Below are 16,588 nucleotides of genomic sequence, written 5' to 3' on the forward strand. Positions count from 1 at the left end.
TTTAGCACGTATTTCTTGCTGATATAAAATTCGCGGTTATGAAAACAAAAGGAGGCTTGCACTCATTTTCTCTGTTTGTTTTGACATGGCATGGGACTAAAAAAGGCCCTGAACGCTTCTATGCATGGCCGGATGCTCTTTTCCACCTGAAAAAGAAAGGTTTTATGTTGTGTCTATATAGCTTGTATTTTTATATAGTATAAAGGGACCCTTTTTTGTTACAATACATAACGATACATAATATTCGCCACGTATATAACTTAATGATATACTTTTGGTAGAATACACTTGAAGGAGGAAATAAAATGGCAATTGTAAACGCAACTGACCAAAACTTCGCAGCTGAAACTAGCGAAGGTATTGTATTATTAGATTTCTGGGCACCATGGTGTGGACCTTGTAAAATGATCGCTCCTGTATTAGAGGAAATCGATGCAGAATTAGGCGAAAAAGTAAAAGTAGTAAAAGTAGACGTTGATGAAAACCAAGAAACTGCTCGCAGTTTTGAAGTAATGAGCATTCCATCTCTTTTCGTATTAAAAGATGGTAAAGTGGTTGACCAAGCGTTAGGTTACAAACCAAAAGAAGCGTTAGTAGAACTAGTTTCTAAACACTTCTAGTCGAAAAAGCTGCCGCAGGGCAGCTTTTTATTTATCCCGCCTTAACGGGCAGTAAGACTCCCACCTCAAAATTCAGCGAAGGCATTGTTCAGCTCTAGCGGGAATCTCAGGTCGTTTCGCCCCCTCGGATGAGGTGAAAAGCGTCTCTCCGCCTAAGGCTCCAACGTCCTGCGATTCTGAGCGAGCCGCTTCCGCTTTTTTAAAGAAGGTAGGTGGGAGATCAACTGCCCGTAAAGGCCCGATTGGTGAGGGCTGATAATCAGTGGGGGACGAAGAAAACCCCACTGATTAAAGTTTCATTTTATCTCATTAAAACCATCTTTGATGCATTTCTTTTAGAAAGCTTTCTGTGATTTTGTATCCAGAATTCTCTCCGATAACAGAGTCAATACCACAATAGGGACACGTTGCTGTATTATTATCATCAAACCATTCATCAATTTTAATTGGATTAAAAATTTTTAAACAATAAAAACAACCACATATAGTATCTTTTTCTAAGGAAGCTCTATTATGAGAACTAAAACGGTGTGCATCTTTAAAATGTTTTTCCATTGTTATCCTCCTGTTTACGCTGTTCTTTGATTGTCATATTTGAATGGATTTTTTTGTTTTATGCCCAAATCGTTTGTATCGTGTATTATTAAAATTTAAAAGGAAAAAATCCCAAATTCTATTTTTTAGTTTAACATGAAAATCAATAGTAAAATACGATGTGAAAAGATAAAAATATGTATAATAATTTCATTTTTTTTGCGCTTTCCGTTACAATGAAAGAACGTATGTTGGGGATATGGTGTTTAAAAATCATATAAGTATATAAGAAACGGAGGTATACGAGTGCACGAGCATTTAAAAGAAAAGTTAGCGATTTTACCAGATCAACCAGGTTGTTATTTAATGAAAGATAAACAAGGAACAGTTATATATGTCGGGAAAGCGAAGGTGCTTAAAAATCGTGTGCGCTCGTATTTTACCGGTTCGCATGATGGAAAGACACTCCGTCTTGTTGGGGAAATTGTTGACTTTGAATATATTGTTACTTCTTCGAATTTAGAGGCTCTCATTTTAGAATTAAATTTAATTAAAAAGTATGATCCGCGATATAACATTAAATTAAAAGATGATAAAACATATCCATTTATTAAAATTACAGCAGAAAAGCAGCCACGGTTGCTTATTACAAGAAATGTAAAAAAAGATAAAGGAAAATATTTTGGGCCTTATCCGAATTCACAGTCAGCGCATGAAACGAAAAAGCTACTGGATCGTATGTATCCGCTGCGTAAGTGTACAAAAATGCCAGATAAAGTGTGCTTGTATTATCATATGGGGCAATGTCTAGCGCCTTGTGTTAAAGAAGTAACCGATGAACAAAATAAAGAAATTGTTGATGGGATTACAAAATTTTTAAATGGTGGACATAAGGAGATCCGTTCAGAACTTGAAAAGAAAATGTATGAAGCATCCGAGAAATTAGAATTTGAGCGAGCGAAAGAGTTGCGCGATCAAATCGCCCATATGGATGCAATTATGGAAAAACAGAAGATGATTATGAATGATATTGTTGACCGTGATGTATTTGGATATGCGGTTGATAAAGGCTGGATGTGCGTGCAAGTTTTCTTTGTTCGGAAAGGTAAGTTAATCGAGCGTGATGTCTCTTTGTTTCCAATCTATGATGAGCCTGAAGAAGGATTTTTAACATTTATCGGTCAATTTTATGAACAAAACAACCATTTTAAACCGAAGGAAATTGTAGTGCCAGGAAGTATTGATCCTGAGTTAGTAGAGCGTTTCTTAGAAGTTGATGTAACGCAGCCAAAACGAGGAAAGAAAAAAGACCTCGTTGAATTGGCAAATAAAAATGCGAAAATCGCTTTAGAAGAGAAGTTTTATTTAATTGAACGTGATGAAGAACGTACAGTTAAAGCTGTTGAAAATTTAGGTAAGCAGCTTGATATTGAAACACCATATCGTATTGAAGCATTTGATAACTCAAATATTCAAGGTACGAATCCAGTTTCCGCCATGATTGTCTTTATTGATGGAAAGCCAGCGAAAAAAGAGTATCGAAAATATAAAATAAAAACGGTTCAAGGGCCGGACGATTACGAATCGATGCGAGAGGTTGTACGTAGACGTTATACGCGCGCTTTAAAAGAAAACTTGCCACTACCTGATTTAATTGTGATTGATGGAGGGAAAGGACATCTCGCAGCTGCTAGTGATGTGCTTGAAAATGAACTTGGGCTATATATTCCGATGGCTGGACTTGTTAAAGATGATAAGCACCGTACATCGCATTTAATTATTGGTGATCCACCTGAGCTTGTTGCACTTGGAAAAAATAGCCAAGAGTTTTATTTGTTGCAGCGTATCCAAGATGAAGTACACAGATTTGCAATTACGTTCCATCGTCAGCTTCACGGGAAATCAATTATTCAATCTGCTTTAGATGGGATTCCTGGAATTGGAGAGAAGAGAAAAAAGGTATTGTTAAAACACTTTGGATCACTAAAAAAGATGAAAGAAGCCTCGGTGACAGAATTTGTCGAAGCAGGGATGCCGCAAAATGTTGCAGAAACCATTTATTCCTATTTAACAGATAAGAAGACGTTGTAGTTTACAATGTCTTCTATTTTTTGGTATAATTTCAAAAGATTAAAAATAATTAGAAGTGAATGAATATACATTGTAAATCTGTTTTGATTTTTCGACATATAATCTGTGGCTGTGAAAACAAAAATAGTTTTTCACTCATTTCTTTCTTTTGGTTTCACGCAGCATGGGAGAAAAAAGAACCGGTCGATTCTATGCATGGCAGGATGCTCTCTCCCATCTAAAAAGAAAAGGTTTATGTCGTTTTTTTATTTGGAGTTATATAGAAAAGTCAACTAAACCTATATGTCTAGTTGACTGTTAATATAGATTCTACACTTCGACAGGATCTTTTACGTCCCATTTTACAAGAAATGTGATAGAATCTGAACGTTTTTTTTGCTCTTCATATGACTCTGCAACAACATTTCGCTGTGTTTGAATCTGCTCTGCAACAAATCCAGTCTCTAATTGGTAAGAAGAATGTCTATTTTGCTTTTGGCGCTCTGTAATGAGCGGGCTTGTTAGCTGAAAATGCATTTCACGACGTTTATGCTCGATGATGTTCAAACGGCCCCAACCAGCTTTTTCAAAGAAATGAATGACGTCTTCAATCGTCTCTAGCGGATATTTTCGTGCTAGGTTTCTGCCGGCCCAGTATAAGATGTCATCTAATTCTTTTCCAATTAGGTCAGGTAATACTTCTTCACGCAGCAATTCATAAGCGAAGGCGTTCAATGAAACATCTTCAAAAGATGCGATATCAATTGTATTTTTGCTCACAATATTCCCCTCTTTCTATAGGAATTATTATATAACATTTCTCATTTATAAAAACAGAACTTTCTTTAGGAAAATCTGAATATAGGGGAAGAAAAAAGGAAATGGCAAATTATATGCAAATTATGTACAAATTATGTATACGTTTTCTTGACGCTTCGACAAAAATAGGAGTAAAATGAACTTGGTATCAAATTATGCTGAAATATTTCGAATAATTTTTTCAGTTTTTCTTATAGCAATAGTGAAAAAACATTATTGTTATAAACTAATACTGGAAGCAGCAGTCAAACAATCAAGGGGGGTAATGGGGACATGAAAGGCCGCGAGTATACGTTTCGCAAGTGGCACTCATTAATGGGGGTCATTCCGGTTGGTGTCTTTTTGACGCAACATTTAGTAGTAAACAATTTTGCAACAAGAGGAGCAGAGGCTTTTAACAAAGCTGCTCATTTTATGGAGCTCCTTCCATTCCGTTATGCGCTAGAAATTTTCGTCATCTTTTTACCGATACTGTACCATGCTATATATGGATTATATATTGCATTTACAGCTAAGAACAATGCAACATCTTATAGTTACTTCCGTAACTGGATGTTTGTTTTCCAAAGAATTTCAGGGGTGTTCACGCTTATTTTCATAGCTTGGCACGTTTGGCAAACTCGTATTCAAGCATTGTTAGGTGCGCAGGTAAATTATGATATGATGGCAGATATTTTAAATAATCCAGCTATGTTTGGCTTCTATTTAGTTGGGGTTATATCAACAATTTTCCACTTTGCAAATGGACTATGGACATTCTGCATTAGCTGGGGAATTACAGTATCGCCACGTTCACAACGTATCTCTACTTATGTAACATTAGCTATTTTCTTAGGTTTATCTTATGTAGGTGTGAGTGCATTATTAGCGTTCATCGATCCACAGCTAGCAAATCAGTAAGGAGTGGGAGAGCATGAAAGGGAAACTTATAGTAGTCGGCGGTGGCTTGGCCGGCTTAATGGCAACGATTAAGGCAGCAGAAGCAGGAGTAAACGTGGAACTGTTCTCTTTAGTACCAGTAAAACGTTCGCATTCTGTATGTGCACAGGGTGGCATTAACGGTGCCGTAAATACGAAAGGTGAAGGGGATTCTCCATGGATCCACTTTGACGATACAATTTATGGTGGGGACTTCTTAGCGAACCAACCACCAGTTAAAGCAATGTGTGAAGCAGCGCCTGGTATTATTCATTTAATGGACCGTATGGGTGTTATGTTTAACCGTACAGAAGAAGGACTTCTTGATTTCCGCCGCTTCGGAGGAACACAACATCACCGTACAGCATTTGCTGGTGCAACAACAGGACAACAGTTGCTGTACGCGTTAGATGAGCAAGTGCGTCGTCATGAAGTAGCAGGACTTGTAACGAAATATGAAGGTTGGGATTTCCTACGTGCTGTTGTGGATGACGAGGGTGTATGCCGCGGAATCGTTGCACAAGACTTACAATCTATGGAGATTAAGAGTTTTCGAGCTGATGCCGTGATTATGGCAACAGGGGGCCCTGGTATCATCTTCGGAAAATCGACAAACTCTATTATTAATACAGGTACGGCAGCATCTGCTGTATATCAACAAGGTGCATATTATGCAAATGGTGAGTTTATTCAAATTCACCCAACTGCAATTCCAGGGGACGATAAATTACGTCTAATGAGTGAATCTGCACGTGGTGAAGGTGGACGCGTTTGGACATATAAAGATGGTAAACCATGGTACTTCTTAGAAGAGAAATACCCTGCATATGGAAACCTTGTACCTCGTGATATCGCAACGCGTGAAATCTTTGACGTGTGTGTAGAACAAAAACTAGGTGTTAATGGTGAAAACATGGTGTATCTAGATCTTTCTCATAAAGATCCGAAAGAGTTAGATATTAAACTTGGTGGAATCATTGAAATCTATGAAAAATTCACAGGTGATGATCCTCGTAAACTACCGATGAAAATCTTCCCAGCTGTTCACTACTCAATGGGCGGACTATGGGTTGATTACAAGCAAATGACAAGTATTCCAGGATTATTTGCAGCAGGTGAGTGTGATTACTCTATGCACGGCGGTAACCGATTAGGTGCGAACTCATTATTATCAGCGATTTATGGCGGTATGGTAGCAGGACCAAACGCGATTGAATATATGAAAGGTCTTTCAAAATCATCTGATGCTGTTTCATCAGCTACCTATGAGCAAAATGAGCTAATCGAAACAGAGAAATTTAACAATATTTTAACGTTAGACGGTAATGAAAATGCATATGTTCTTCATAAAGAGCTTGGAGAATGGATGACGGATAACGTAACAGTAGTTCGTGAAAATAAAAAATTACAAGAAACAGATGCAAAAATTGTAGAGTTAATGGAGCGTTATAAACGCATTAACATTAACGATACCGCGAAATGGAGTAACCAAGGTGCTTCATTTACACGTCAGTTAGCAAACATGTTTGAATTAGCTCGTGTTATTACAATTGGTGCATATAACCGTAATGAAAGCCGCGGTGCACATTATAAACCAGAATTCCCAAATCGTGATGATGCGAACTTCTTAAAAACGACAATGGCTAAGTTTGAGGGAGAAGGAAATGCACCAGCATTCCATTACGAAGACGTTGATATTTCATTAATCAAACCACGTAAACGTGATTATTCTTCAAAACATGATGTAGCTGCTAAGGGTGAAGAGAAGGGGGATAAACAACATGTCTGAGAAAACAATCCGCCTCATCATTACGAGACAAGATGGACCAGATGCACAATCGTTTGATCAAGAATTTGAGATTCCATATCGTCCAAATATGAATATTATTTCGGCTCTTATGGAAATTCGTCGTAATCCTGTTGATGCAAAAGGAAACCAGACAACTCCTGTTGCATGGGATATGAACTGTTTAGAAGAAGTATGTGGTGCTTGTTCTATGGTGATTAATGGTAAACCGCGTCAATCATGTACGGCTCTTATCGATAAATTAGAACAACCAGTTCGTATAAAACCGATGAAGACATTCCCGGTTGTACGTGACTTACAAGTTGACCGTAGCCGTATGTTTGATGCGTTAAAACGTGTTAAGGCTTGGGTTCCAATTGATGGTACGTATGATCTAGGGCCAGGACCAAGAATGCCAGAGAAAAAACGCCAATGGGCATATGAGCTTTCGAAATGTATGACATGTGGTGTTTGCTTAGAGTCATGTCCGAACGTAAACAGTAAATCTGACTTTATCGGACCAGCACCACTTTCACAAGCTCGCTTGTTTAACTCACATCCAACTGGTGAAATGCATAAAGCAGAGCGCTTACGTGCAATTATGGGTGATGGCGGTCTTGCGAACTGTGGTAACTCACAAAACTGCGTGCAATCATGTCCAAAAGGTATACCATTAACAACATCAATTGCAGCATTAAACCGTGATACAACAATTCAGTCGTTTAAAGATTTCTTTGGTAGCGACAACAACTATTAATAAATATTGCCTCTTCGATTCGAAGAGGCAATATTTATATAGATTGATAATCCTAGTTTACTTATCGCTTTAATTTTTTGTTTCTTCTGAAATTTAAGTTTGAGCGTACACTACTTATTAGAATAGAAGAAAAGGAGAGACGATTATGAAGAGGATTTCTTATATTGAAGACTTTGAGAAATGGGAAAAAGGTTTTTCGTTTTATATTCCTGTGAAAGTTCGTTTTTGTGAAACAGATATGTTTGGACACATGAATAATGGGATCGCCTTTACATACTTTGAGGAGGCACGTATTGAATTTTTTAAAGAATTAGGTTTTATGCAAGAATGGACACATGAAGCATCCGAAACAATGATTGTTGTTGCTGATTTACAATGTAACTTTTTGAAACAGATCTTTTTTGATGAACACTTACAAGTTTATGTGAAAGCTGAATCTATTGGAAACTCTTCTTTAGATTTGCACTATATGGTGAAAAATGAAACTGGGGAAGTTTGTTTAGTAGGGCGCGGGGCAATGGTGCAAGCATCGAAGAAAACGGGAAAAGGATCACCTTGGCCTGAAGAATGGAAGCAAAAGTTGCTACAATAAGGTGAGATATGAATAAAGTAGGCGCATATAAAAAATAATAATGTTGGCGGAGGACCTAATGACCATCTATTATTTTTGTTTTGAGGCTATACCGTGCTCTGATAATCTGGAAAAAACGACAGTATAGGAGCGTTTATTAATTGTTGGGTAGGCTCAAGTGATATGAATTCAGCATGGACCGAAGCGAATCACTACATTGAGAATGAAGGCTGGAAAATAATAAATGTTAAAGATCAATTTATTGCAGATCGAGAGCAGTACGAGACGGATTATGAATTAAAGGAAGAACTTGAGTGTTTTGATCTAGCCAAAAAGGATGGGATTGCCGCGATCTTTTACACATGGCCTGAAGAATAATGAGATATAGTATGTTAAGTGAAAAGAAATAAAAGTAGAAAACATATTATATATGGTTAATATGTTTCTACTTTATTTTTTATGTCTGAATAAGAGAGAATTCTCTTATTTTTTTGCCCCCATTGCTTCTTCTAATGTTAAGTGATGTTTGTGTAAGTATGTAGCATATGGATTACCGACGTATCTAAGGTGCCACGGTTCATATGAGTATTCTGTTGTATCTGTTTTATCTTCTAAATAGCGAATGACAAAGCCGAATTCATGAGCATGTTTGGCTACCCATTTTCCTTCGTCTGTTTCGCCAAAAATAGGTTCTAACTGATATTTTGCAGATTTAGAGCTAATATCCATTGCAAGGCCTGTTTGATGTTCACTTGTTCCAGGGATTGCGCTTACTGAATCTGCTTCAGCTTGTCCTTGTCGTTTTACGTACATATTATGTAATGATTGTTGTCGTTTGTAAGAGCGATATCCTGATACAGCAGTAAGTTCTAGTCCTTGCTCTTTTGCTGCATGGAACATTTTTTCTAGTGCTGTCGCGGCATCTTTACGAAGTAATGTTTTTTCTTTATCTTTTGGATATGCAAATGGAACGTCTGGTCTTATAAGGTCATCTGGTGTATAGCCATCTGGTAATTTACGATGCTTATTTACTAATACAAGAGGTGAATCCGGATTTGTAACAAGGGAGAAGTTCTCATCTATTTTTTTTGCTGTATGAGCTGCTTTTGGAAATGCAGGAATTTCTTCTTTTGGATGTTCCATATGTTTCTTTGTTTCGACAGCTTTCGCTTCATTTTGTAGTGGAAATTTAGAGCCGAAGTAAGCGAAGGATGTGATACCGATTACAATCGCAGTGGCAGAAATAATAATTACTTTTTTCATAACGCTGTGTAATCTCAGTCCTTTCATATAGTTTGTCTAACAGTCTTTATTATAAGTCTAGTTATTATAAAAAGAAATATAAGAGTCATAACGTAATAGAATTGCAAAGAAAATGTCAAAAAATGTGTGATTTTGTTGGATTTTATATGTGACGTTCAGATATATACATGATTGGATTTAGGGAATTGGGAGAGGAAATAGCAAAAAGGATGGCCTAGGCCATCCTTTTTTGCTATTTTACTTCAAATGATTTTAAGTTATCACGACGAATTTTATCTTTTTCTGTATCCGATTTTTTGAAGTTGTAATCATATAGAGCACCTTCCCAATCACCGTACATTGGGTTAGGGAAAATGATAAATTTTTCGCCAAACTGTGCTTTTGTTTCTTCAACTGTTTGATTGCGATCTTTTACAGATTTTCCATCGAATCCAGTGAAGTCAGATAAGTTGTCACCAAAGAATAGGACAATATCATGCGATTGTGAAACAAGCTCACGGCGCTTTTCTTTTCCTTTTTCTTTCGGATCTTGCAATAAAATATGTTCTTTTGTTGCTTGCGGAGCACCAACGCGCTCAAGGTTTTTAATTGTTGCATCTAGTTGGTTTGTTTTTCGGTTTGAAATGTAATAAATGTCTACACCTTTAGATTCCGTATATTTTAAGAAGTCAATTGCACCAGGAAGAGCCTCAGCTTCTGCTTTATTGATCCACTCATCCCATTTATAAGGATAGCCCTTTCCTTCTTTAACAGTCATTGCTTGGTGAGGACTGTTATCTAAAACAGTCTCATCTAAATCTAGTACAATTGCTGGCTTTTTGCTTGTACCTTTTGCAAGAGCTGCATCAAGTTTCAATTGTCCAATGTTATACCCTTGATAATACAATGCTTTCGTTTCACCAGCTGTTTGGAACCATAAATCAGCCATGAGTTGCTGGTCTGTTAATTTTACTTTTTCTTCTTTTGCCACAGTTTTCTCTGCTGTTCCTGAACATCCTACAAGTGATGTAGAGAGAACGGCTACAGATAATAATGTGGTAATTCCCCTTTTCATCTTCATATGTATCCTCCTTGATGTAAATAAATCATTTAATATTATATATTAAAATATAATATTTTACGTGATCTTTTTTATGAACTTTTGCATATTGTCCTTTGTATATACAGTAGTATGTCCTAGTTAAGTATAATAAGTAAAGAATTAGATGATGATAAATGACAATTTTTTTTGTCATAATGACAATTATAATTGACGAATGCTAGATTTTTATTTACAATTTTAACTAAATAAAACAAATGGTGGATGGGTATATGAGTGATCTTAAATTTAATTATAAAAATTAAAAGATTTATATAGGTTACAATATTTTTCCTGTATTCAACATACCATTTAGAAGATTGGAAGAATGATGAAAAAGGGGAGGGCTATATTTGAGCTTACAAATAAAAAACTTAACGAAAATATTTGGAGAATCAAAAGCGGTCAATCAATTAAAAATTTCATTACCAAAAGGTGAAGTGTTAGGACTACTTGGAAGAAATGGTGCAGGAAAAACGACAACGATTAAAATGCTCCTTGGTTTATTAACTCCTAATGAAGGATCCATTACGTGGAATGGGAAAGCAATTTCTCAAAGCGGTGTAACAATTGGCTATCTTCCCGAAGAAAGGGGATTATATACGAAAAGTAGAGTGATAGACCAGCTTCGCTATTTCGGTAGATTAGAAGGAATGACGAAAAAAGAAGTAGACCGTGCAATTGATCGATGGTTAGAAAAATTAGCGATCCCGGAATATAAATACAAAACGGCGGGGGAGCTTTCAAAAGGAAATCAGCAAAAAATCCAATTAATTGCTGCGCTTATTCACGATCCAGAGCTCCTTATTTTAGATGAGCCGTTTAGCGGACTAGATCCAGTGAATGCTGGTATGTTAGCAAACATTATTGAAGAACAAGTGCAAAGCGGAAAAACAATTATCTTGTCTAGCCATCGTATGGAACAAGTAGAAGCGTTTTGCCAACATGTGTGTATTTTGAAAAAAGGGGAAGCGGTTGTAGAAGGGAAACTAAGCGATATTAAGCAAGAATACGGTTTTCGAAATTTAACAATTGAAGATGCGGCGGAAAATGAACAAGCATTACAAGCCTTACATATTTCGTATGAAAAACAACAAGGACTGCTATATGTGAAAGTCCATGATGATGCAGAAGCTTTAATGATTTTAAAGAAATTGCAGGAACAAGGTATAAGCTTAAGACAATTTAAAATGTTAGAGCCGACGCTAAACGAAATATTTGTAGAAAGGGCGAAATAACAATGCGTAAATTTTCTCATGTATTTTCATTTTATTTTAGAGAATCATTTTTATCTAAAAAATCTTTGATTACGAGTGCTATTTTATTTTTAATTGTGTTTGGGATTGTAGCGTTTACCCACTTTACTTCTGATACAGATAAAGGGAAAGATAAAATTGCGGTGGTAACAGAAAGTGCTACATATAAAGTAAAAGAAAGTGATTTAAATAAATTACTTCCTTCAGCAAAAGTAACTGTAGCCTCAAGGGAAGAGTTTGATAAATTGTATAAGAAAGTGGAAGAAGGAGATTTAGACGGTTTATTTCATATCACGGAAAAAAATGGTATTCCAGAAGTTACGTATATGTATAGTGGATTTCCAAGTCAGTCAACTTCTACGCTCATGGTAAGTTATTTGAAGGAGCAATACACAGCTGTAATGATTGAGAAGAATAATGTTTCACCAGAAGTAGCGAAACAATTGCAAATGGAAATTCCGATGAAGCAAGAGGCAATAAAAGATCGGGCATCTTCCTTTGGTATCGGTTATGCATTTTCGTTTGCATTGTATATGTTTATTATCTCATTTGGAAATGCAATTGGGACAACAATTGCATCTGAAAAAGCATCACGTGTTATGGAACTTATGCTTCCAAAAGTAAAACCGCTTACGATGATGTATGCGAAAATTTTAGCTGTTGTAGCTACAGCTTTATTACAAATTGCTGTACTTGCTTGTGGATTTATCATTCCGTATTTATTAGGATGGGTTGATTTAAATAATGCTTCAATATTTGGACTTTCTTTAGATTTTTCAACTTTAGATACATTAGTAATCAGTATGTTTATTATCTACTTTATTACAGGATATTTACTATATGCGATGTTATATGCAGCGGCTGGAGCAGTTGTATCTAAGTTAGAAGATTTACAATCAGTCGCATTGCCGATTACATTTTTAGGTATGGGAGCATTCTTCATTAGTATGAAGTCGTTATTTGATCCAAATAGTACACTGGTTTTAATCAGTTCCTATATTCCATTTTTTACACCGATGGTTACGTTCTCGCGCGTTGTAGCTGGTGAAGCAGGAGCATTAGAGATTAGCGTTACATTAGCAATTTTAGTTGTAACAATTTTAATTATTAATTGGATTGCAAGCCGTATTTACGTCAATGGTGTGATGAATTACTCTGATAAAGTGAAATTTAAAGATTTAGCTAAATTTATTAAGCGTCAATAACCATGAAAGCATGATTTTTAGGGAATCATGCTTTTTCTTTATGTATAAATGAAATATAGTATATAATGATAAGTATCATCTTTTGATAGAATGAACGTAAAGGAGGGGCGTGCAGATGGGAATTAGTAGCCGTTTTACAGTAGGTGTTCATATGTTAACGTTACTTGCGATAGATCGAAGCTCTCGCTGTACCTCTGAATGGATTGCTGGTAGTGTGAATACAAATCCAGTAGTGATTCGCCGCATTACAGGAATGTTAAAAAGAGCGGGTCTTGTTGATGTCCAAGCAGGAAAGGGTGGCACATCGCTTGCTCGTGATTTAGAGGAAATTACATTACTTGATGTATATAAGGCAGTGGAAGTAGTCGAAGAAGGACATCTATTTTCTTTCCATGAGAGTCCGAACGTTGAATGTCCAGTAGGGGCTAATATTCAATCAGTCTTAGAAATTATCTTGATGCAAGCGCAGGAAGCAATGGAAAATGTGCTTGCGAACGTAACAGTTCAGCAACTTGTTACAAATTTACAATCAAAGATTCAAAAGTAAAAAGCGAGTCTCATATAAATGGGCTCGCTTTTTTACTTTCAGAAAGAATGAAAATTCTATTTTTCAGTATTTAATACAAATTTCCCTACAATGGCAGCAACGATACCACCAAGAATTGGAGCGACAATAAATACCCATAATTGAGATACAGCTTCTCCGCCAGCAAATAAAGCTGGTGCTAGGCTACGTGCAGGGTTAACTGAAGTTCCTGTTAATGGGATGCCTAGTAAGTGAACTAATACTAACGTGAAACCAATTACTAATCCAGCGAACTGTGCATTACCCTTTTTACCTGTTACAGCAATAATAACTAAAATAAAGACGAATGTTAAAATAAATTCAACTAAGAAAGATCCTGTTAATCCAAGTTTTCCAAAACCGTTTTGTCCTAAGTTATCTAAAGACAGATTAGCAGATTTTAAAATTGTTACTAATGTTGTAGTTCCTAGTAAACCCCCTAAAACTTGAGCTAATAAGTAACAGCCAAGTTCCTTAGCATTCATTCGTTCGTTTATGAACATGGCAATTGATACTGCTGGGTTTACGTGACATCCAGAAATCGTTCCAATGCTATATGCCATAGCAACAATTGATAATCCGAAAGCCATTGCGATTCCTAAAATACCAATTCCTTCAATTCCACCGCCTAAAACAGCAGTTCCAGTTCCGAATAATACAAGTACAAAAGTACCAATAAATTCAGTAATTCTTTTTTTTAGAATAATTTTCCTCCTTTAAATACGCATGAGAACGTATTATAACATAGAATGATGCTGTTCTAATTATAAACAAGGAATGAAAAAATATTCCGATTAAATAAATGATTAAGATTTATCCCGCATTAACGGGCAGTAAGACCCTCACCTCAAGATTTAGAGAGAAACGAGGAAGATAGGTGGGGGATCAACTGCCCGTAAAAGCCCGATTGGTGAGGGGTGATAATCATTGAGGGATGAAGAAACACTCAATGATTAAGGTTTCACTTTATACGATTTCAATTACATAAAAAAGCATGGTTCTCGAAAGAAGAATCATGCTTTTTAACGCCCTGTTATGCTGTTTTCTTTTGCCTAGCGACCGGAACAGAACGATTCAAAATGCTATTTGCGACCATTCCAGCCATAATGATAATCATCCCAATAAGTGAAAGCCCGATCGGAAACGAACCATTTAAGAAAATAATTTCACCAAGAACAGTAAATACCATCGTTCCAGCTTGCGTTGCTTCTACAGCGCCTAGTAAGGAAAGATTATCTTTCGCTAAATCCGTTGCAAAGAAAAACGTCATTGTGGCAATAACGCCTGAACATAATGCTAATAAAAATCCTTGAAGCATTTGTCCTGATGTTGGCATACCCGTTTCCCAAAAACCATATATTCCAAGAATAACTGCTATGGGAAGGCTACCAATCGCCATTCCTAATACACGTTGGAATGTATCAAGGCGTCCTCCTACAACCTCCATCATTTTTCGATTGCCAAATGGATATAGGAAAGCTGCGAGAACAACAGGAAGAAAACCGGATATAAATTGAGTTGCTGTAATATGCCCAGCTTCGGTTGCTTGCATACAAATGACACCGATTAAAATGAAAAGTGATACGTATAAACTACGAAGTGGGATTTTTCCCCGTACTCGTTTTGGACCTGTTTTTGTTTCGGTGGTAATAAAAAATAATGGCGATAGTAGCAAACCAGCAAGTATTGTAACTTGCCAAGTTCCTGCAACAAGCCAAGCTGGAGAAAAGACGGCTGCAAAGCTTAATAAAGAATAAAAACCGATGCCTGCTAAAGACCCCCAGCCTAGCCATGCAAAAGGATGTTTTCGCATTTCTGACCATAGTCCCCCGAGGTTTTTGCGAAATAAAACGATAAGGAATAAAATAGGAAGAGCAAATAAAAAGCGGAAAGAAGCAGTCCAAGCCCAGTTTGTTCCGGATACATTCATCGCTCTGTTAATAATAAATGTTGCAGAGAAAAAAGCTGATGATAAAATACCTAATAATATTGCACGCATAATGCGGAAGCACTCCCTTCGAGGTTTGAAATGTTTATGTATAGTATAATATGCTTATATGAAATAAAAGTAAACTATTTTATACTTTAAGGTGGTTTTGTTAATATGAAAGAAAAAGAGGATATGCAAACAAAAGAAGTCATTCAGCAAGTTGGTCAGTTATTACGACAAATTCGTAATGAACAAAAATTAAGTTTAGAAGAATTGGCACAAAAAACAGGAGTTAGTAAATTAACATTAGGAAAAATTGAAAGAGGTGAAACGAATCCAACATTAGCCGTCATCTGGAAAATTACGAAGGGGTTGTCAATCCCGTTGTCGAGATTAATGGTAGTTGGAGAGCCAGTAGCTATTTCACGATCAGGGGAAGGGTTTGCGGTAGATGCAGGGCAGGCATGGCGATTAGAAACTATATTTCGATATACGAAAGAAACCGGTATGGAGATGCATCGTGCTTGTTTAAGGCCCCGTAGTATATACGAACCGGAGTCTCACCATGAGGGAGCGATCGAACTCGTTACAGTTATGAAAGGACAAGTCGCGATTCAAGTTGAAAATGACGTGTATGAATTAAATGAATTTGATTCGATTCAGTTTGAAGCAAATAAGAAGCATAGTTACAAAAATGCTGGAGATGAGGTTGCTGTTTTACATTTAACGATGAAGTATTCTTCGTAACGGAAAATCGGTATAAAACCTATTTTTTTAGGTGGGAGAGAGCATCCGGCCATGTGTAGAAGTAGTCAGCTCCTTTTTTACTCCATGCCAAGTGAAAGTAAAGCGGGGAAGCCAGTGAGGTTATAGCCATGACTTATGTGTTAAAACGTTAAAATGTATAAAAAAGGCACCGATTGGGCACCGGTGCCTTTTAGTAAGAACGTGGCATAAGCAATAGACAAACGAGGTAAGCTAAAAAACCTGTTCCGAAACATAGAATCGCAATAACCCAAAGGATACGAATCATACTAGCACTTATATCGAAATATTCTCCTAAACCACCGCATACACCAAATAACATTTTATCAATTTCAGATCTACGTAACTTTTTTTCCATTATAAAATCTTCTCCTTTTTAATATCACCATGTTTTTCTTTTATGTATTGGTGATACCTTATACTTTTATCTTACATGGAAAAGAATATGGAA

The 16,588-nt window shown here is 36.5% G+C and carries 18 protein-coding genes; 11 read left to right on the forward strand and 7 right to left on the reverse strand.

What is annotated here, in order from left to right; translation table 11 throughout:
* Positions 1-305: 305 nt before the first annotated feature.
* Positions 306-620 (forward strand): thioredoxin, encoded by a 315-nt coding sequence (gene trxA, locus HRG09_RS00200; protein ID WP_003200692.1) that lies wholly within the window; start codon positions 306-308, stop codon positions 618-620.
* Between the two features lie 309 nt (positions 621-929).
* Here trxA and HRG09_RS00205 read toward each other — a convergent pair whose 3' ends face one another.
* Positions 930-1,175, reverse strand: coding sequence for a cytoplasmic protein (locus HRG09_RS00205; RefSeq protein WP_174098807.1), 246 nt, complete (start codon positions 1,173-1,175; stop codon positions 930-932).
* Positions 1,176-1,460: 285 nt separating this feature from the next.
* Between HRG09_RS00205 and uvrC the strand changes: the two genes are divergently transcribed.
* The gene (gene uvrC, locus HRG09_RS00210) at positions 1,461-3,245 is read left to right on the forward strand and encodes an excinuclease ABC subunit UvrC (RefSeq protein ID WP_174098808.1); all 1,785 of its coding nucleotides are present in this window, start codon (positions 1,461-1,463) and stop codon (positions 3,243-3,245) included.
* A gap of 309 nt (positions 3,246-3,554) precedes the next feature.
* Here the strand turns inward: uvrC and HRG09_RS00215 are convergent, their stop codons facing one another.
* The gene (locus tag HRG09_RS00215) at positions 3,555-4,004 is read right to left on the reverse strand and encodes a YslB family protein (protein WP_174098809.1); all 450 of its coding nucleotides are present in this window, start codon (positions 4,002-4,004) and stop codon (positions 3,555-3,557) included.
* A gap of 312 nt (positions 4,005-4,316) precedes the next feature.
* Between HRG09_RS00215 and HRG09_RS00220 the strand changes: the two genes are divergently transcribed.
* From HRG09_RS00220 to HRG09_RS00240, 5 genes are all read left to right on the forward strand, one after another.
* Entirely contained in the window at positions 4,317-4,943 is a 627-nt protein-coding gene (locus HRG09_RS00220) for a succinate dehydrogenase cytochrome b558 subunit (protein ID WP_174098810.1), read from the forward strand.
* Positions 4,944-4,956: 13 nt separating this feature from the next.
* Positions 4,957-6,750: a succinate dehydrogenase flavoprotein subunit gene (sdhA, locus tag HRG09_RS00225; RefSeq protein ID WP_174098811.1), complete on the forward strand. Its 1,794-nt coding sequence runs from the start codon at positions 4,957-4,959 to the stop codon at positions 6,748-6,750.
* The gene (sdhB, locus tag HRG09_RS00230) at positions 6,743-7,504 is read left to right on the forward strand and encodes a succinate dehydrogenase iron-sulfur subunit (RefSeq protein ID WP_001291832.1); all 762 of its coding nucleotides are present in this window, start codon (positions 6,743-6,745) and stop codon (positions 7,502-7,504) included. The genes sdhA and sdhB overlap by 8 nt, the downstream gene beginning before the upstream one ends.
* 145 nt (positions 7,505-7,649) lie before the next feature.
* Positions 7,650-8,096, forward strand: coding sequence for an acyl-CoA thioesterase (locus HRG09_RS00235; RefSeq protein ID WP_174098812.1), 447 nt, complete (start codon positions 7,650-7,652; stop codon positions 8,094-8,096).
* A 162-nt stretch (positions 8,097-8,258) separates the two neighbouring features.
* A complete protein-coding gene (locus tag HRG09_RS00240) occupies positions 8,259-8,453 on the forward strand; it encodes a hypothetical protein (protein WP_254610003.1) in 195 nt (64 codons plus the stop codon).
* 105 nt (positions 8,454-8,558) lie between these two features.
* Here the strand turns inward: HRG09_RS00240 and HRG09_RS00245 are convergent, their stop codons facing one another.
* Both HRG09_RS00245 and HRG09_RS00250 read right to left on the reverse strand, forming a co-directional pair.
* The gene (locus tag HRG09_RS00245) at positions 8,559-9,338 is read right to left on the reverse strand and encodes a M15 family metallopeptidase (RefSeq protein ID WP_174098813.1); all 780 of its coding nucleotides are present in this window, start codon (positions 9,336-9,338) and stop codon (positions 8,559-8,561) included.
* Between the two features lie 232 nt (positions 9,339-9,570).
* On the reverse strand, positions 9,571-10,398 hold the full coding sequence (locus tag HRG09_RS00250) for a 5'-nucleotidase, lipoprotein e(P4) family (RefSeq protein WP_174098814.1): 828 nt from the start codon (positions 10,396-10,398) through the stop codon (positions 9,571-9,573).
* A gap of 371 nt (positions 10,399-10,769) precedes the next feature.
* On the opposite strand from HRG09_RS00250, the gene HRG09_RS00255 reads away from it, so the two are divergent.
* The 3 genes from HRG09_RS00255 to HRG09_RS00265 all read left to right on the forward strand — a co-directional run bounded on the left by HRG09_RS00255 (position 10,770) and on the right by HRG09_RS00265 (position 13,424).
* A complete protein-coding gene (locus HRG09_RS00255; RefSeq protein ID WP_174098815.1) occupies positions 10,770-11,654 on the forward strand; it encodes an ABC transporter ATP-binding protein in 885 nt (294 codons plus the stop codon).
* Positions 11,655-11,656: 2 nt separating this feature from the next.
* Positions 11,657-12,877 (forward strand): ABC transporter permease, encoded by a 1,221-nt coding sequence (locus HRG09_RS00260; RefSeq protein WP_174098816.1) that lies wholly within the window; start codon positions 11,657-11,659, stop codon positions 12,875-12,877.
* Positions 12,878-12,992: 115 nt separating this feature from the next.
* A complete protein-coding gene (locus HRG09_RS00265) occupies positions 12,993-13,424 on the forward strand; it encodes an Rrf2 family transcriptional regulator (RefSeq protein WP_174098817.1) in 432 nt (143 codons plus the stop codon).
* A gap of 56 nt (positions 13,425-13,480) precedes the next feature.
* Here HRG09_RS00265 and HRG09_RS00270 read toward each other — a convergent pair whose 3' ends face one another.
* A complete protein-coding gene (locus HRG09_RS00270) occupies positions 13,481-14,146 on the reverse strand; it encodes an aquaporin (RefSeq protein ID WP_174099298.1) in 666 nt (221 codons plus the stop codon).
* A 329-nt stretch (positions 14,147-14,475) separates the two neighbouring features.
* Positions 14,476-15,441, reverse strand: coding sequence for a DMT family transporter (locus HRG09_RS00275; RefSeq protein WP_174098818.1), 966 nt, complete (start codon positions 15,439-15,441; stop codon positions 14,476-14,478).
* Between the two features lie 105 nt (positions 15,442-15,546).
* On the opposite strand from HRG09_RS00275, the gene HRG09_RS00280 reads away from it, so the two are divergent.
* Positions 15,547-16,119 carry a helix-turn-helix domain-containing protein gene (locus HRG09_RS00280; RefSeq protein WP_174098819.1) on the forward strand — a complete coding sequence of 191 codons (573 nt, stop codon included), beginning with the start codon at positions 15,547-15,549 and terminating at the stop codon, positions 16,117-16,119.
* Positions 16,120-16,309: 190 nt separating this feature from the next.
* Here the strand turns inward: HRG09_RS00280 and HRG09_RS00285 are convergent, their stop codons facing one another.
* Positions 16,310-16,495 carry a PspC domain-containing protein gene (locus HRG09_RS00285; protein WP_174098820.1) on the reverse strand — a complete coding sequence of 62 codons (186 nt, stop codon included), beginning with the start codon at positions 16,493-16,495 and terminating at the stop codon, positions 16,310-16,312.
* Positions 16,496-16,588 lie beyond the last annotated feature (93 nt).

It is taken from the genome of Bacillus sp. Xin1 (assembly GCF_013314535.1).
Classification (GTDB): Bacteria; Bacillota; Bacilli; order Bacillales; family Bacillaceae_G; genus Bacillus_A.

Coding starts and splice junctions, on each gene's coding strand:
- trxA (WP_003200692.1), top strand. CDS start 306: ATGGCAATTGTAAACGCAACTGACCAAAACTTCGCAGCTGAAACTAGC.
- HRG09_RS00205 (WP_174098807.1), bottom strand. CDS start 1,175: ATGGAAAAACATTTTAAAGATGCACACCGTTTTAGTTCTCATAATAGA.
- HRG09_RS00220 (WP_174098810.1), top strand. CDS start 4,317: ATGAAAGGCCGCGAGTATACGTTTCGCAAGTGGCACTCATTAATGGGG.
- sdhA (WP_174098811.1), top strand. CDS start 4,957: ATGAAAGGGAAACTTATAGTAGTCGGCGGTGGCTTGGCCGGCTTAATG.
- sdhB (WP_001291832.1), top strand. CDS start 6,743: ATGTCTGAGAAAACAATCCGCCTCATCATTACGAGACAAGATGGACCA.
- HRG09_RS00235 (WP_174098812.1), top strand. CDS start 7,650: ATGAAGAGGATTTCTTATATTGAAGACTTTGAGAAATGGGAAAAAGGT.
- HRG09_RS00240 (WP_254610003.1), top strand. CDS start 8,259: ATGAATTCAGCATGGACCGAAGCGAATCACTACATTGAGAATGAAGGC.
- HRG09_RS00245 (WP_174098813.1), bottom strand. CDS start 9,338: ATGAAAAAAGTAATTATTATTTCTGCCACTGCGATTGTAATCGGTATC.
- HRG09_RS00250 (WP_174098814.1), bottom strand. CDS start 10,398: ATGAAGATGAAAAGGGGAATTACCACATTATTATCTGTAGCCGTTCTC.
- HRG09_RS00260 (WP_174098816.1), top strand. CDS start 11,657: ATGCGTAAATTTTCTCATGTATTTTCATTTTATTTTAGAGAATCATTT.
- HRG09_RS00265 (WP_174098817.1), top strand. CDS start 12,993: ATGGGAATTAGTAGCCGTTTTACAGTAGGTGTTCATATGTTAACGTTA.
- HRG09_RS00275 (WP_174098818.1), bottom strand. CDS start 15,441: ATGCGTGCAATATTATTAGGTATTTTATCATCAGCTTTTTTCTCTGCA.
- HRG09_RS00280 (WP_174098819.1), top strand. CDS start 15,547: ATGAAAGAAAAAGAGGATATGCAAACAAAAGAAGTCATTCAGCAAGTT.
- HRG09_RS00285 (WP_174098820.1), bottom strand. CDS start 16,495: ATGGAAAAAAAGTTACGTAGATCTGAAATTGATAAAATGTTATTTGGT.